Origin of the sequence: Micromonospora sp. MH33, assembly GCF_003013775.1 — a bacterium.
In the GTDB taxonomy this organism is placed as follows: Bacteria; Actinomycetota; Actinomycetes; order Mycobacteriales; family Micromonosporaceae; genus Micromonospora; species Micromonospora fulviviridis.
Window position 1 is genome coordinate 1 of record NZ_MUYZ01000157.1, and the last position, 15,264, is coordinate 15,264.

Sequence of the window (15,264 nt, forward strand, 5' to 3'; positions counted from 1 at the left end):
CGACCGCCGCGACCGGCAGCACCGCCAGCGCGGCCACCAGCCACCCGGGTCGGGCCAGCTCGTCGTACGCCTGCCGGACCCGCTGCCGGCGGAACCGCGCGACGGTGGGCGGGCGCCGGCGCACGTACAGCCAGGCGGGGGCCGCCGTGGCGGCGCCGTACGCGCGGACCGTCCGGACCAGCTCCAGGCTCCCGAAGTGCACGTCCGGGTCGTAGCCGCCCATGGCCAGGAAGGTGCTCCGGCGCACGCCGAGGCTGCCCGGCCGGTCCCCGCCGAACGCCCGGTGGAGCAGCATCCGGCCGGTGTCCCACCAGGCGGGCCAGGGCAACGGGTCGAAATGGTGCTGCGGCTGAACCAGGTCCACCCGGTCGAGCAGCCCGTGCACGGCGCGCAGCGCCGCGCGGTCGTACCGGACGTCGGCGCCGGCGATCACCACGTGCTCGTGGCGGGCCAGGGCGACCCCGGTCAGCACGCCGAGCACCGTGCCGTTGCGCCCGTGCAGCGCGGGATCGGGCGGGACGTGCCGGACCAGGCCCCGCCAGGTGGCGGCGTGCCGGGCGAACAGCTCCGGCGGCGACCCGTCGACCACGATCACGTCCACCCACCGGCTCAGCTCGCGCAGGTAGCCGGTCAGCTCGGCGAGGCCGCTGTCGCCGGCCGCGCGCAGCGGCAGGACGTACGCCAGCGGGAGCCGGTCCGGCGCGGGCGCCGAGCCGGGGTCGGGGTGGACGAACGGCGCGTCGTCGGCGGCCGGGAGGCGCCGGCCGTACTCCTCGGGGTCAAAGGCCACGCGTGCCCCTCTCCGGTCTGGCAGGGTGGCCGGCAGCGTGCCCGAAATTTCGGTGATCAAACCGTTTCGCCGTTTCGGCCCGGTCGGGCCGGGTAGCGCTGCGGAATGCGGGCGGTCCGAGACGCCCCGGTGGAGGAGACGTGATGAGCAGCAACGCGACGAGGTGGGCGCTGGCCGGCGCCGCCACAATGACGGCGCTCGGGGTCGGCCGGGTGGTGGTCCGGCGCCGGCGCCGGCGCCAACCCGACCGGGCGGACGGCTGGTACGTCGTCCACCGGGGGATCACCGTGGACCGGCCGATGCCGGCGGTGATCGGCTTCTGGACCGACCGGGAACGGCTGGACCGGGGGCTCGCCGAGTGGGCGACCCTGGAGCAGCTCGACGACAACCGCTGGCGCTGCGTGGCGAGCGACCCGGCCGGCGGGGACACCGAGTGGCGGGCCGAGATCACCGTCGACGGCCCGGGCCGGCTGAGCTGGCGGGTCACCGAGGGACCGGTGGCCCAGCAGGGGCGGGTCGAGCTGGCGCCCGCGCCGCAGGACCGGGGCACCGAGATCCGCGCCGAGCTGCGCTGGCGGTCCGGTCCGATCCGGAGGGCGCTCGGCCTGGCCGGCGGGGACGACCCGGACCTCGCGCTGCGCACCGCCCTGCGCCGGATCAAGTCGCTGATCGAGACCGGCCAGGTGCTGGACACCCGGCACGACCCGTCGGGGCGCAGCCCGAAGCAGGAGGAGGCGACCGACCGGATCCGGGAGAAGCTGATGGTGGGAGGGCGGCCGTGAGGGCGCTGTGCTGGGAGGGCGTCGGCCGGCTGGCCGTACGCGACGTGCCGGAGCCGACCATCCGGTCGGCCGGCGACATCATCGTCAAGGTGCGGGCGAGCAGCGTCTGCGGCTCCGACCTGCACCTCATCAACGGGTACCTGCCGGCGATGCGGGAGGGGGACATCCTCGGCCACGAGTTCATGGGCGAGGTGGTGGAGACCGGCCCCGACGTGCAGCGGATCAAGGTCGGTGACCGGGTGGTGGTGGGCTCGGTGGTGGCCTGCGGCGGCTGCTGGTACTGCCGCACCGAGCAGTACTCGCTCTGCGACAACTCCAACCCGCAGCCGGTCTTCACCGAGAAGCTCTGGGGCCACTCCCCGGCCGGCATCCTCGGCTACTCGCACGCGGCCGGCGGCTACTCCGGCAGCCACGCCGAGTACATCCGGGTGCCGTTCGGCGACGTCGGCGCGTTCACCGTGCCCGACGGGGTGCCCGACGACTCGGTGGTGTTCGCCTCCGACGCCATGCCGACCGGCTGGATGGCGGCCGAGTTCTGCGGCCTCAAGGGCGGCGAGGTGGTCGCCGTCTGGGGCGCCGGCGGGGTGGGGCAGATGGCCGCCCGGTCCGCGCAGATCCTCGGCGCCGAGCGGGTCATCGTCATCGACCGGCTGCCGGAACGGCTGGCCACCGCGACGCAGCGACTCGGCGTGGAGACGATCAACTACGCCGAGACCGACGTGCTGGAGGCGCTCCGGGAGATGACCGCGGGGCGCGGGCCGGACGCCTGCATCGAGGCGGTCGGCATGGAGTCGCACGACGTCGGGCCGACCTACGCGTACGACCGGGCGAAGCAGACGGCCCGGCTGCAGACCGACCGGCCGATCTCGGTCCGGCAGGCCATCATGGCGTGCCGCAAGGGCGGCACGGTCAGCATCGTCGGGGTGTACGGCGGCCTGGTCGACAAGTTCCCGCTCGGCGCGGCCATGAACAAGGCGCTGGTGCTGCGGATGGGGCAGATGCACGCCCAGCGCTACATCCCGATGCTGCTGGACCGGGTCGCCATCGGCGAGATCGATCCCGGCTACCTGGCCACCCACCCGATGTCCCTGGAGGAGGGCGCGCGGGGCTACGAGATCTTCCAGAAGAAGGAGGACGGCTGCCTACGCACCGTGCTGCACCCGCAGGCGGCCTGACCGGACGGGCTCGCCGGGACGTGCGTCGATTCAGAATCCCGCGCCGGGGTACAGCACCAACGTGCCTCCGGGCGGCCGGCCGATGCCGCCGCGGGCGGCGCCGAAGGAGGGATGAACCATGGTGGACCGGATCGCCGACCCGTGGGGGCCGCGCACGCCGTACGGGCCGGGGGAGCGCTGGCCGGTGCGGGTGGACACCTTCCTGGCCGACGGGCACACCGAGGCCGACGTGCAGCGCTGGGTGCCCAGCGCCTCCATCCTGCACTCCAACGGCGACGCCATGGACATCGCCGTCATGGACGACCGGATCGTCGGTGTCCGCGGCCGCTCCGGCGACCGCATCAACCACGGCCGGGTCGACCCGAAGGACCTCTACGGCTGGCAGGCCAACCACAGCCCGGACCGGTTGCGCCGGCCGCTGGTCCGGGAGGGGGACCGGCTCGTCGAGACCGACTGGGACACCGCGATGGGCCGGATCGTGGCCCGGTCCAGGGAACTGCTGGACGGCCCGGGCGGCTGGGGTCACTTCGGCTTCTACACCAGCGGGCAGCTCTTCCTGGAGGAGTACTACACGCTCGCCGTGATCGGGAAGGCCGGGCTCGGCACCCCGCACATGGACGGCAACACCCGGCTCTGCACCGCCACCGCCGCGGCGGCCCTCAAGGCGTCGTTCGGCACCGACGGGCAGCCCGGGTCGTACACCGACGTGGACCACTGCGACGCGATCGCGCTCTGGGGGCACAACGTCGCGGAGACCCAGACGGTGCTGTGGATGCGGATGCTGGACCGGCGGCGCGGGCCGAACCCGCCGGCGATGCTCGCCGTCGACCCGCGCGCCACCCCGGTGGCCCGCGAGGCCGACGTGCACCTGGCGCTGCGCAACGGCACCAACCTGGCGCTGCTCAACGGCCTGCTCCGGGAGGTGATCCACCGCGGCTGGTACGACGAGGCGTACGTCGAGGCCCACACGCTCGGCTTCGAGGAGCTGTGCCAGGTGGTGGAGGACTACCCGGTCGGCAAGGTGGCCGAGATCTGCGACCTGCGGGCCGCGGACATCGAGCGCGCCGCCGAGCTGCTCGGGCGATCGGAGCGGCTGCTCTCCACCGTCCTCCAGGGCTTCTACCAGTCCAACCAGGCCACCGCGGCGTCCTGCCAGGTGAACAACCTGCACCTGATCCGCGGCATGCTCGGGCGGCCCGGCGCCGGGCTCTACCAGATGAACGGGCAGCCCACCGCGCAGAACAACCGCGAGTGCGGCGCCGACGGCGACCTGCCCGGCCTGCGCAACTGGGCCAACGAGGAGCACATCGCCGAGCTGGCCCGGCTGTGGAACGTCGAGGTCGACCGGATCCCCCACTGGGCGCCGCCGACGCACGCCATGCAGATCTTCCGGTACGCCGAGCAGGGCTCGATCAAGCTGCTCTGGATCTCGGCCACCAACCCGGCGGTCTCCCTGCCCGACCTGGCCCGGATCCGCCGGATCCTGGCCGACCCGGAGCTGTTCGTGGTGGTGCAGGACCTCTTCCTGACCGAGACCGCCGAGCTGGCCGACGTGGTGCTGCCGGCCGCCACCTGGGGCGAGAAGACCGGCACCTTCACCAGCGTCGACCGGACCGTCCACATCTCCGACAAGGCGGTCGAGCCGCCCGGCGAGGCGCGGCCCGACCTGGACATCTTCCTCGACTACGCGCGCCGGATGGACTTCCGGGACTCCGACGGGAACCCGCTGATCACCTGGACCGGACCGGAGGAGGTGTTCGAGGCGTGGAAGGAGTGCTCGCGCGGCCGGCCCTGCGACTACACCGCGATCACCTACGACAAGCTGCGCACCGGTGGCGTCCAGTGGCCGTGTACCGAGGAGCACCCGGACGGCACCGAGCGGCTCTACACCGACGGGGTGTTCAACACGGACCCGGACTACTGCGAGTCGTACGGCCACGACCTGGCCACCGGGGCCGAGCTGCTGCCCGGGGAGTACCGCGCCAAGCAGCCCGGCGGGCGGGCGTTCCTGCACGCCGCGCCGTACCAGCCGTCGCCGGAGGTGCCGAGCGGGGACTTCCCCCTGCTGCTCACCACCGGGCGGACCGTCTACCAGTTCCACACCCGGACCAAGACCGGCCGGGCCACCCAGCTCGTGCACGCCGCCCCCGAATCGTGGGTGGAGCTCAACCCGGCCGACGCCGAACCGCTCGGCGTCGCCGAGGGGGACCTGGTGCGGATCGAGTCGCCGCGCGGCGTGGTCCGCGCCCGGGCCCGCATCTGCGGGGTACGCCCCGGCGTGGTCTTCCTCCCCTTCCACTACGGCTACTGGGACGCGGCCGACGGGGCCGCCCCGGGCGAGGGGCGGCACGACCGGGCGGCCAACGAGCTGACCGTCACCGCCTGGGACCCGGTCTCCAAGCAGCCGATCTTCAAGGTGGCGGCGGTGCGGGTGGTGAAGGAGGCCGACTCGGGCGGCCGGCCCTCGCCCGCGCCGACGGTGGGCGGTTCCGCCCCGCCGGAGGGCTCCGGGATCCCGGCCACGGTCGGCGGGCCGGCCGCCGAGGCGCCGTCGAGGGGAGAGTGACATGAACCTGGCCCACTATCTCGGCCTGCTGCACAAGGCCCAGGAGCGCCTCGGCGACGCGTTCACCGAGGTGGGGAAGTCGCACGGGGAAGAGCCGGACGTCTTCCACACCTGCGAGAAGCTGGCCACCCAGTGCCGCGGACACGCGGAGAAGCTGGCCCCCTTCGCCCGCCGGTACGCCGAGGAGGCCCCGGCCGAACCGGACCGGCTGCACTCCGAGCTGTTCTCCGGCACCCGGACCGGGCCGATCGGGCTGCTCCGCGACCTCCAGGACCTCTACCTGATGGCCGCCGAGTGCGACATCTGCTGGACCGTGGTCGGGCAGGCCGCGTACGGGGCCCGCGACGAGGAACTGCTCGGCGTGGTCAAGGCGTGCGAGCAGGAGACCGCGATCCAGCTCAAGTGGCTCCGCACCCGGATGAAGCAGGCCGCCCCGCAGGCGCTCGTGGTCGCCGGGTGACCGCCTGTCACACCCCCGGGTGAGACTGGCGCCGGCCCCACCCGGTGGGGGCTGCGACGACTCGGGGCAGATCACCGACCTGCGGTTCGCGGTGGTGCGCTGATCACGCGGTCCGGCGTACCCCGTCGACGACCAGGCCGCTGGGCGGCAGAGCGGGCATCCTGGCCAGGTCCACCGCCAGGTCCTGCGGCGGCACCCGGTAGCTCATCGACCCGGTCAGGTTGCCGACGGCCCGTTTCAGCAGCTCGATGGTGATCCACTCGCCGGCACAGCGGTGGCCGGTGAAGTGGTCGCCGCCGCCCTGTGGCACCAGCCGGTACGGGTCACCCCGCCAGCCGTCGAACCGCTCCGGCCGGAACTGCTCCGGCTCCGGCCAGAGCCGCGGGTGGTGGTTGGTGCCGTAGAGGTCGAGCAGCACCCGCCGGCCCTGCGGGAAGGCGTACCCCTGCCACTGGAACGGGCGCCGGACCCGGGCCGCGGCGACCGGGAAGAACGGGTAGTAGCGGCGGACCTCCTGCACGAAGCTCTCGGTGGCCGCGTCGTCGCCGCGCACCCGGTCCCGCCAGTGCGGATGGTCGTGCAGCGCCAGCGCGGCGAAGACCACGAAGCGGCCCACCGCGACGGTCGGGCGGAGCACGTTGAGCAGTTCCACCGCGGCGATCCGGCGGGGCAGCAGGCCGCCCTGCCCGTCCCGGTGCCCGGCGATCACCCGCAGCGCGCTGCCCTCGGGCGCGGGCAGCGCACCCGAGCGTGCCCGCTCGATCACCTCGCCGGCCCACCGTTCGGCGCGACGGCGGCCGAGCAGGCCCCGCCAGTGCCGGGGCCCGACCGCGGCCGGCCCCTCGATCATCGCGTGCATCTCGGCGGTCCGACGGGGCACGTCGGCGTCGGCCAGGGGCACCCCGGCCCAGGCCCAGACCGCCCGGGTCAGCATCCGGGCCACCTCGTCGTAGAGCACCACCGGCCCCGACTCGGCCCAGGCCGGGATGCGGGCCCGCCACTCGTCGTCGAAGAGCTGCCCGAGGTGGCGGACCGCCACCGGCGTCATGACCGACATGAACATCGCCTTGCGGTCCCGGTGCTCCGCGCCGTCGAGGCCCTGGACGCCGCCGACCCCGGTCAGGGTGCGCTGCCCGCGCATCGGCATGGCGCCGCGCCGGACGAAGCGCTCGTTGTCGTAGAACAGCTCGGCGGCCGGGCGACCGCGCAGGCAGATGGTCGGCTCCAGCAGCAGCCGGGTCTGGAAGATGTCGCTGCCGAGGCGGTCGCACCGCGCGCCGACGAACCGGTAGCCCTCGCGGAGGTACGCCAGCGTGCTCTCCGGGCTGCGGTCGCTCGGGATGGTGCTCATCGGCGGCTCCTGACGCGGCTCGGCGGCCCCCTGCACGGTCGGTGCGCTACCTACCCGGGTCGGCGCGGGCAAATCCTCTGCCTCGGCCCCCCGGTTCCGGCGGTCGCGGCGGCGCGCCGGGGAGGGCCGGCGCAGAGCGCGGAAGCTGGCCCCTCCCAGGGCGCGGAAAAGCTGGTTCGCTTTCGGGGCGAGGCCGGCGGCGGCCGGTCCCGCCCGCGCCGGCAGGACACCGGCGGGGCGGCCATCGGCGACGGGGAGGACGGATGCGGGACAACAGAGCGGCACACCGGCGGCACCGGCGGGCGGTGACCGGGCTGCGGCACGGCGACCGGGAGGAGCCGCTGATCGCGCCGTCCCGGCGCGCCGGGGCCCGGCCGCCCCGGCACTTCACCGTGCACCTCGGCTTCGAGGCGGCCGACCCCACCAGTGCGCGGGAGCTGGCCGTCGCGTACGCCGAGGCGCTCGGCCTGCTCCGGCCGGAGCTGGCGCTCGGCGCGGCGGCGCTCTCCCCGGCCGACGCCTGGCACCGCGCGGAGCGGCTCTTCTGCGGGGCGGTCGGCCCCGACGGCGAGCGCTGCGCGGACGTGGCCGACCACCCGGGCTTCCACCACGCGCCCGGCCCCGGCGGGCTCGGCTGGGGCGACGGTGACTGAGCGCCCGGGCTCAGCTCAGGTCGAACTCGCCGTCCTGGGCGCCCGCCACGAAGGCGTCCCACTCGTCCTGGGTGAAGACCAGCACGGGCCCGTCCGGCTCGGCCGAGTTGCGCATCCCGATCAGGTCGTCGACGAAGGCCACCTCGACCGCACTGTCGGACGTGTCGCCCTCGGCCCGCTGCCAGACCGCCCGGGACAGGTCGAAGTCGCCCTTGGGGTGCTGACCCATCGTTGTTCCTCCATAGCCAGGGGTAACGGGGGAGCCCACTCGGACCCCATCGGGCAGGATAAGCGGATGCCGAGCCTGAGCCGTGTAGAGGCGACCGCGCGTGGCGCGTTGATTACCGTCGAGTCCTACCAGGTGGACCTCGACCTGACCGGCGACGCGGAGCGGTTCCGCTCCACCGTCACCATCCGGTTCCGGGCGACCCCCGGCGCCGAGACCTTCGCCGAGGTCAAACCCCACCGACTCCTCGGGGTACGCCTCAACGACCGGGACCTCGACCCGGCGCTGCTGGAGGACAATCGCCTGCCGCTGACCGGGCTGGCCGCGACCAACACGCTGACCGTCAGCGCCGAGATGGCCTACTCCAACACCGGCGAGGGGGTGCACCGCTTCGTGGACCCGGCCGACGGCGAGACCTACCTCTACGCCATGTCCTTCCTCGACGACGTGCAGCGCATCTTCGCGGCGTTCGACCAGCCCGACCTCAAGGCCCCGGTGACCCTCGCGGTCACCGCCCCGCCGGAGTGGACGGTCGCCGCCAACGGCCAGCTCGCCGACCGGCCGGCGCCGAGGCGCTGGGAGTTCGCGCCCACCGCGCCGCTGGCCACCTACTTCGTCACGCTGATCGCCGGCCCCTGGCACGTCCGGGAGGACGAGCACGACGGCATCCCGCTCGCCGTCTACTGCCGGAAGTCCCTCGCCGCGCACCTGGACGCCGACGCCGAGGAGATCTTCACCGTCACCAAGCAGTGCCTCGACCGGTTCCACCAGCTCTTCGCCGAGCGCTACCCGTTCGGCAAGTACGACCAGGCGTTCTGCCCAGAGTTCAACGCCGGCGCCATGGAGAACCCGGGCCTGGTGACCCTGCGCGACGACTACGTGTTCCGCTCCGCGGTCACCGACACCCAGCGGGAGCTGCGGGCCACCACCATCGCGCACGAGATGGCGCACATGTGGTTCGGCGACCTGGTCACCATGCGCTGGTGGGACGACCTCTGGCTGAACGAGTCCTTCGCGGAATACCTGGGCACCCGGGTCACCGCCGAGGCCACCCGTTTCACCCAGGCGTGGACCACCTTCGCCATGCGCCGCAAGGCCTGGGGCTACGCGGCCGACCAGCGCCCCTCCACCCACCCGGTGGCCCCCGAGGAGGTCGCCGACGCGGCCCAGGCGCTGCTCAACTTCGACGGCATCTCCTACGCCAAGGGCGCCAGCGTGCTGCGCCAGCTGGTCGCCTGGGTCGGCGACGAGCCCTTCCTGGCCGGGCTGAACGCGCACTTCGCCAAGCACCGGTTCGGCAACGCCACCCTCGCCGACCTGCTGGAGAGCCTGAGCGCCGCCAGCGGGCGGGAGCTGGCCGACTGGGCCGAGCGCTGGCTGCGCCGCCCGCAGGTCAACACGCTGCGGATGGAGACCGCCGTGGACGCCGACGGCCGGTGGGCGGAGGCGGCGGTGGTGCAGACCGCGCCGGCGGCGTACCCGGTGCTGCGCCCGCACCGCATCGGCGTGGCCCGCCACGCCCCCGACGCCCCGGCCCACCACTTCGAGGTCGACCTCGACCCGGCCGCCGACCGGGGCCGCACCGTGCTGGCCGAGCTGATCGGGCAGCCGGCCACCGGCCTGCTGCTGCCCAACGCCGGTGACCTCACCTTCGCCAAGATCCGGCTCGACCCCGCCTCGGCGGACGCGGTGCCCATGGTGCTCCCGGGGCTGGCCGACCCGCTGGCCCGGGCGCTGCTCTGGGGCGAGGCCCTGGACGCGGCCACCGACGGCGAGCGGCCGGTGACCTCGCTGGTCTCCCTCATCGCGGCGGCGCTGCCGGCCGAGACCGAGGTGATCATCGCGGAGGACGTGCTCAGCCTCAGTCGCAACCTGGTCGACCGCTACCTGGACCCGCTGGCCCGGGACGCGGCCCTGCTCCGCATCGCCGGGGCGTGCGCCACGCTGCTGGCCGGCGCCCCGGCCGGCGGCTCGCTGCAACTCGCCGCCGCCCGCGGGCTGATCGAGGCCACCACCGACACCGGGCTGCTCGCCGGCTGGCTGGCCGGTGAGGGCGTGCCGGAGGGGCTGGCGGTCGACGCCGACCTGCGCTGGGCGCTGCTGCACCGGCTGGTGGTGCTCGGCGCGGCTGGCGAGCCGGAGATCGCCGCCGAGGTGGCGGCCGACCGCAGCGCCACCGGGGCGGAGCGGGCCGCGAGCTGCCGGGCCGCGCTGCCCGACCCCGAGGCCAAGCGGGCCGCCTGGGAGATCGTGACCAGCAACACCGATCTCTCCAACCGCCTGGTCGAGGCGACCGCGGAGGGCTTCTGGCAGCCCGAGCAGGCCGAGCTGACCGCCGGGTACGTCGAGCGGTACTTCGCCGACATGCCGGCGGCGGCGCGGCTGCGTACCGCCTGGACGGCGGACCGGGTCGCCACCCTGGCGTTCCCCCGCTACGCCGTGGCCCAGCCCACCCGGGAGCTGGCCGCGGCGCTGCTGGCCCGCGACGACCTCACGCCGGGGCTGCGCCGGCGGGTCGTCGACCTCGACGACGACCTGCGCCGCGCCCTGATCGCCAGGACTGCGGTGGCCGCCGCGGGCGCCTGACGTGGCGACCGCGCCGGGTGGGGCGTACCCCTGCCCGGCACGGTCCGTGGGACGGCCCGGCGGCCCCGGCGGACGCTCGCCGGGCACCGGCCTACGATCGCGGGGTGGAGGAAGACATCCGGCGGATCGGGATCATGGGCGGCACCTTCGACCCCATCCACCACGGGCACCTGGTGGCGGCCAGCGAGGTGGCGGACCGGTTCGGCCTGGACGAGGTGGTCTTCGTGCCCACCGGGCAGCCCTGGCAGAAGGCGGACGAACCGGTCAGCTCGGCCGAGGACCGTTACCTCATGACAGTGATCGCCACCGCCTCCAACCCCCGCTTCCAGGTCAGCCGGGTCGACATCGACCGGGGCGGCCCCACCTACACGGTCGACACCCTGCGTGACCTCCAGGCCGAGTACGGCCCGAAGGTGCAGCTCTTCTTCATCACCGGCGCGGACGCCCTGGAGCGCATCCTCTCCTGGAAGGACCTGGACGAGGTCCTCGAACTGGCCCACTTCATCGGGGTGACCCGGCCCGGCTTCGAACTCTCCGACAAGCACCTGCCCGCCGACTCGGTCAGCCTGGTGCAGGTTCCGGCCATGGCGATCTCCTCGACCGACTGCCGGGCGCGGGTGGCCCGGGGTGAGCCGGTCTGGTACCTGATACCGGACGGTGTGGTGCAGTACATCGCCAAACGGCGGCTGTATCAGCGGTGATTCCGCCCGGAACGTGAGCGTTCGTCCCCGTAATCGACCAGAACTGACAAGTCGCCGCCCCGGCGGGTGTGAGAGGCTTGGAGGGTCGCACGGTTGATCGAAGGAGAACGGTGACAGTTTCCGAACGCGCGCACGAGCTGGCGATGGCCGCCGCCCAGGCCGCGGCCGACAAGAAGGCGCAGGACATCGTCATCATCGACGTGGGCGACCAGCTCGCGATCACCGACGCGTTCCTGCTGGCCGCCGCTCCGAACGAGCGCCAGGTGCTCGCCATCGTCGACGCCATCGAGGAGCGCCTGCTGGAGCTGCCGGAGAAGGCCAAGCCGATCCGCCGCGAGGGCGAGCGGGGCGGCCGCTGGGTGCTGCTCGACTACGTCGACATCGTGGTCCACGTGCAGCACACCGAGGAGCGCGAGTTCTACGCCCTCGACCGGCTCTGGAAGGACTGCCCGCAGATCCCGTTCGTGGACCGGGACCTCGCCGACTCGGCCGCCGGCACCGCCAGCGCGGAATGACCCGCCTGATCATCTGGCGGCACGGCAACACCGACTGGAACGCCGCCGGCCGGGTCCAGGGGCAGACCGACGTGCCGCTCAACGACCTCGGCCGCGAGCAGGCCCGGACCGCCGCGCCGGTGCTGGCCGCGCTGCGCCCGGACGCCGTCGTCGCCAGTGACCTGCGTCGCGCCGCCGACACCGCCGCCGCGCTCGCCGCGCTGACCGGGCTGCCGGTCCGCACCGACGCCCGGCTGCGGGAACGGCACTTCGGCCAGTGGCAGGGCCTCGCCCTCACCGAGGTCGCCGAGCGCTTCCCCGACGAGTACGCCCGCTGGCGGGCCGGCGACCCCGATCCCGGCGCGGGCATCGAGAGCCTCGACGACCTGGGCAAGCGGCTCGGCGCCGCGTTCCAGGAGGCGGCCGACCTGGCCGCCGGCGGCACCGTGGTGGTCACGACGCACGGCGGCGGCGCCCGGCAGGGCGTCGGCCACCTGCTCGGCTGGGACCACGCGGTGCTGCGCAGCGTCGGGTCGCTGGCCAACTGCCACTGGACCGAGCTGCGGCACGACGACGTCCGGGGCTGGCACCTGCGGGCGCACAACGTCGGGCTGATCACCCAGCCCGCGCTCACCGACGCGGTCTGAGCCGTTCGGCCCCGGCGCGCCGCCGTGACATCGGCTAGCGTGCCGGGCATGCCCGTCGCGGTCGTCACCGACTCCACCGCCTACCTGCCACCCGCGCTGGTCCGCGCACACCGGCTCACCGTCGTCCCACTGACCGTCGTGCTCAACGGCGCCGAAGGGCTGGAAGGCGTCGAGACCTTCCCGGAGGACGCCACCCGCGTACTGAGCGGCCGGCGGGTCACGGTGAGCACCTCCCGACCGGCCCCGGAACAGTTCGCGCAGGTCTACCGGCAGCTGCTCGCCGGCGGCGCCGACGGGGTCGTCTCAGTGCATCTCTCCGCCGAACTCTCCGGCACCGTGGAGGCGGCCCGGTTGGCCGCCGCCGAGGTCGGCGACGACCTGGTCACCGTGGTCGACAGCCGCTCCACCGGCATGGGCCTGGGTTTCCCGGTGCTCGCCGCCGCCGCGGCCGCCGCCGGGGGCGCGGACCTGTCCGGGGTACGCCAGGCGGCGCTCGACGCCGTCGACCGGACCACCATCTTCTTCTACGTCGACACCCTGGAGTTCCTGCGCCGGGGCGGCCGGATCAACGCGGCCGAGGCGCTGCTCGGCACCGCCCTCTCGGTCAAGCCGATCATGCACATGCCGGACGGCGCGATCGTGGTGCGGGACAAGGTCCGCACCGCCAGCCGGGGCGTCGCGCGCCTGGTCGACCTGGCGGTCGAGGCGGCCGGCGACGCCGAGGTCGACCTCGCCGTGCACCACCTCGCCGCGCCCCAACGCGCCGAACAGCTGCTGGCCGCGCTGACCGAGCGGCTGGGCGACCGGCTGCACGACACGTACGTCACCGAGGCGGGAGCGGTGGTCGCCGCGCACGCGGGGCCGGGCCTGGCCTGCGTGGTCGTTCACCGGCGCCCATGACGGTGTTCGCCGCCAGGGTTTTCCGATCTTGGCGAGTTTCCGTTCCTGGCGAACGACAACTCGCCAAGATCGACGGAGCCGTGGCCGGATGAGCGTCGGGTCCTACGTGGTCACCGGCGGCGGCCGGGGGGTCGGGCGGGCCGTCGTCGAGCGGCTGGTGGCCGACGGTGGCACCGTGGTCGTCATCGAGCGGGACGAGGCCGCGCTGGACTGGTTGGCCGCGCACCCGGCCGCCGACCGGCTCCGCCCCGTGGCCGGCGACGCCGCCGACGAGGAGGTCACCGGGCGGGCCGCCGACGTCGCCGAGGCGGCGGCCCCGCTGGCCGGCTGGGTCAACAACGCCGCCGTGTTCCGGGACGCCACCCTGCACCGCGCGCCGGCGGGGGAGGTGTTCGACCTGATCGCCGCCAACCTGCGCCCCGCCGTGGTCGGCGCCGGCACCGCCGTACGCCGGTTCCTGGCCGCCGGCACCGGCGGTGCGATCGTCAACGTCTCCTCCCACCAGTTACCGGTGTTGCCCGCCGCTGCGACCGGGAGCTGTCTCCGGCCCGCTAGCACAGTCCGGAATGATCAGGCGGTTCGTCCACAGGGCAGCTCGTCGTCCACAGGCGAGCGCTGGTGCCGGGCCCGGCTGCCGGGTACCGCCGTAGCTTCCAGCCGTGTCAGAAGACGAGGAGACGACGGTACGGCGGCGGCTGTCCCGGCTGTTCGAGCCGGTGGACGGTCTCGCCCCGCCCCGCGGTGCCGCCATGCCGGCAGCGGGCTTCCGGCCCGGTCCGGACGTCGAGCCTGACCCGCCGTGGCCCGGGCGAACTTCCTCCTCCGCTGATCCTCAGCCACTCGGAGCGGTCCGGGGATCGGTTCCCGAGCGTGCATCCCGCCTCCCGCCCGAGTCTGATGGGTTTGAGCCGGACCCCGAAGCCGGCGAGCGGTGGCCGGCGGCGAGCCCGGTCGACATCGGTCAGCTACGGTCAGGCCCCGGTGACGAGGTCCCGCCGGTCGCGGCCGACGAGGCCGATGGCCGGCGGCCTTCCCTGACGTCCCGGCTGCCCGGCCCGGGCGCCTTCGACCCCGGTCGGCGGGGTGTCCGGGCCCTCGCGGTCGTGGCCGCCGTGGTGGTCCTGGTCGCCGGAGTCTGGGCCTGGCGCTCCCGGCCACAGGCAGAGCCGGTCCGTCCGGTCGCCGCGGTCGGCACACCGGACACCTCCGCGCCCGCACCCACCGCCTCCGCCGGCCTGGTGGTGGTCGCGCTGGCCGGCAAGGTCCGCCGCCCCGGCCTCGTCCGCCTCCCGGCCGGCGCGCGGGTGGCCGACGCCATCGAGGCGGCCGGCGGCGCGCTGCCCGGCGTCGACGTCGCCCTGCTCAACCCGGCCCGCAAGGTCACCGACGGCGAGCTGATCCTGGTCGGCGTCACCGCCCCACCGGGCCAGGCCGCGCCCGGGCCGGCGTCCGGAGGCGGCGGACCCGCGGCCGGCGGCGTGGCGCCGGGAAGCGGCCCGGTGAACCTGAACACCGCCACCCTGGCCCAGCTCGACGCGTTGCCCGGCGTGGGTCCGGTGCTCGCCCAGCGGATCCTCGACCATCGCGACCAGCACGGCGGGTTCCGCTCGGTCTCGGACCTGCGCCAGGTCGACGGCATCGGCGATGCCCGGTACGAGCAGCTCAAGGACCTGGTGACGGTGTGAGCGGCCGGCACATCTCCAGACCGGCGCGGGACCTCGGCAGTCCAGGCGGACCGGAGGCCGGAGGCGGCGGCGCGACGGCCGGCGACGTGCCCGACCTGAGACTGGCCGGGCTGGCCGTGGCCGCCTGGCTCGCCGCCCTGGCCGGCCTGCACTCCACCGTGACGGCGAGCGCCACGCTCGCCGCCGTCGCCGCCGGCCTGGCCCTCCTCACCGGCCTGCACCTGTGCGGCCTGCTCGGCCGCCCGGCC

General features: G+C 74.6%; 14 protein-coding genes and 1 pseudogene. 12 read left to right on the top strand and 3 right to left on the bottom strand.

Annotated elements, in window-relative coordinates; genetic code table 11:
- On the bottom strand, positions 1-790 hold a 790-nt coding region (locus B0E53_RS22025; RefSeq protein WP_246835539.1), incomplete at its 3' end, for a glycosyltransferase family 2 protein.
- 143 nt (positions 791-933) lie between these two features.
- Between B0E53_RS22025 and B0E53_RS22030 the strand changes: the two genes are divergently transcribed.
- From B0E53_RS22030 to B0E53_RS22045, 4 genes are all read left to right on the top strand, one after another.
- Positions 934-1,572, top strand: coding sequence for a cyclase (locus B0E53_RS22030; RefSeq protein ID WP_107077800.1), 639 nt, complete (start codon positions 934-936; stop codon positions 1,570-1,572).
- On the top strand, positions 1,569-2,747 hold the full coding sequence (locus B0E53_RS22035) for a zinc-dependent alcohol dehydrogenase (RefSeq protein ID WP_107077801.1): 1,179 nt from the start codon (positions 1,569-1,571) through the stop codon (positions 2,745-2,747). Before B0E53_RS22030 ends, B0E53_RS22035 begins: the two co-directional genes overlap by 4 nt.
- Positions 2,748-2,865: 118 nt before the next feature.
- Positions 2,866-5,313, top strand: coding sequence for a molybdopterin-dependent oxidoreductase (locus B0E53_RS22040; RefSeq protein WP_107077802.1), 2,448 nt, complete (start codon positions 2,866-2,868; stop codon positions 5,311-5,313).
- A 1-nt stretch (position 5,314) separates the two neighbouring features.
- A complete protein-coding gene (locus tag B0E53_RS22045; RefSeq protein ID WP_107077803.1) occupies positions 5,315-5,773 on the top strand; it encodes a hypothetical protein in 459 nt (152 codons plus the stop codon).
- 103 nt (positions 5,774-5,876) lie between these two features.
- Here B0E53_RS22045 and B0E53_RS22050 read toward each other — a convergent pair whose 3' ends face one another.
- On the bottom strand, positions 5,877-7,124 hold the full coding sequence (locus B0E53_RS22050) for a cytochrome P450 (RefSeq protein ID WP_107077804.1): 1,248 nt from the start codon (positions 7,122-7,124) through the stop codon (positions 5,877-5,879).
- 263 nt (positions 7,125-7,387) lie between these two features.
- On the opposite strand from B0E53_RS22050, the gene B0E53_RS22055 reads away from it, so the two are divergent.
- Complete coding sequence (locus tag B0E53_RS22055) at positions 7,388-7,777, top strand: hypothetical protein (RefSeq protein ID WP_107077805.1); 390 nt, start codon at positions 7,388-7,390, stop codon at positions 7,775-7,777.
- 10 nt (positions 7,778-7,787) lie between these two features.
- Here B0E53_RS22055 and B0E53_RS22060 read toward each other — a convergent pair whose 3' ends face one another.
- The gene (locus B0E53_RS22060) at positions 7,788-8,006 is read right to left on the bottom strand and encodes a DUF397 domain-containing protein (protein WP_107077806.1); all 219 of its coding nucleotides are present in this window, start codon (positions 8,004-8,006) and stop codon (positions 7,788-7,790) included.
- Positions 8,007-8,072: 66 nt separating this feature from the next.
- On the opposite strand from B0E53_RS22060, the gene pepN reads away from it, so the two are divergent.
- The 7 genes and pseudogenes from pepN to B0E53_RS22095 all read left to right on the top strand — a co-directional run.
- Positions 8,073-10,589 carry an aminopeptidase N gene (gene pepN, locus B0E53_RS22065; RefSeq protein WP_107077807.1) on the top strand — a complete coding sequence of 839 codons (2,517 nt, stop codon included), beginning with the start codon at positions 8,073-8,075 and terminating at the stop codon, positions 10,587-10,589.
- 104 nt (positions 10,590-10,693) lie between these two features.
- Positions 10,694-11,290 (top strand): nicotinate-nucleotide adenylyltransferase, encoded by a 597-nt coding sequence (gene nadD / locus B0E53_RS22070; RefSeq protein WP_107077808.1) that lies wholly within the window; start codon positions 10,694-10,696, stop codon positions 11,288-11,290.
- 110 nt (positions 11,291-11,400) lie between these two features.
- A complete protein-coding gene (gene rsfS / locus B0E53_RS22075) occupies positions 11,401-11,805 on the top strand; it encodes a ribosome silencing factor (protein WP_107077809.1) in 405 nt (134 codons plus the stop codon).
- Positions 11,802-12,431, top strand: a complete 630-nt coding sequence (locus tag B0E53_RS22080; protein WP_107077810.1) for a histidine phosphatase family protein — start codon at positions 11,802-11,804, stop codon at positions 12,429-12,431. The genes rsfS and B0E53_RS22080 overlap by 4 nt, the downstream gene beginning before the upstream one ends.
- Before the next feature lie 48 nt (positions 12,432-12,479).
- A complete protein-coding gene (locus tag B0E53_RS22085) occupies positions 12,480-13,331 on the top strand; it encodes a DegV family protein (protein ID WP_107077811.1) in 852 nt (283 codons plus the stop codon).
- Between the two features lie 88 nt (positions 13,332-13,419).
- Positions 13,420-14,124 (top strand): SDR family NAD(P)-dependent oxidoreductase, encoded by a 705-nt coding sequence (locus B0E53_RS39570; RefSeq protein ID WP_246835540.1) that lies wholly within the window; start codon positions 13,420-13,422, stop codon positions 14,122-14,124.
- 166 nt (positions 14,125-14,290) lie between these two features.
- Positions 14,291-15,016, top strand: a pseudogene (locus B0E53_RS22095) (ComEA family DNA-binding protein); the annotation flags it as partial.
- Between the last annotated feature and the right edge of the window lie 248 nt (positions 15,017-15,264).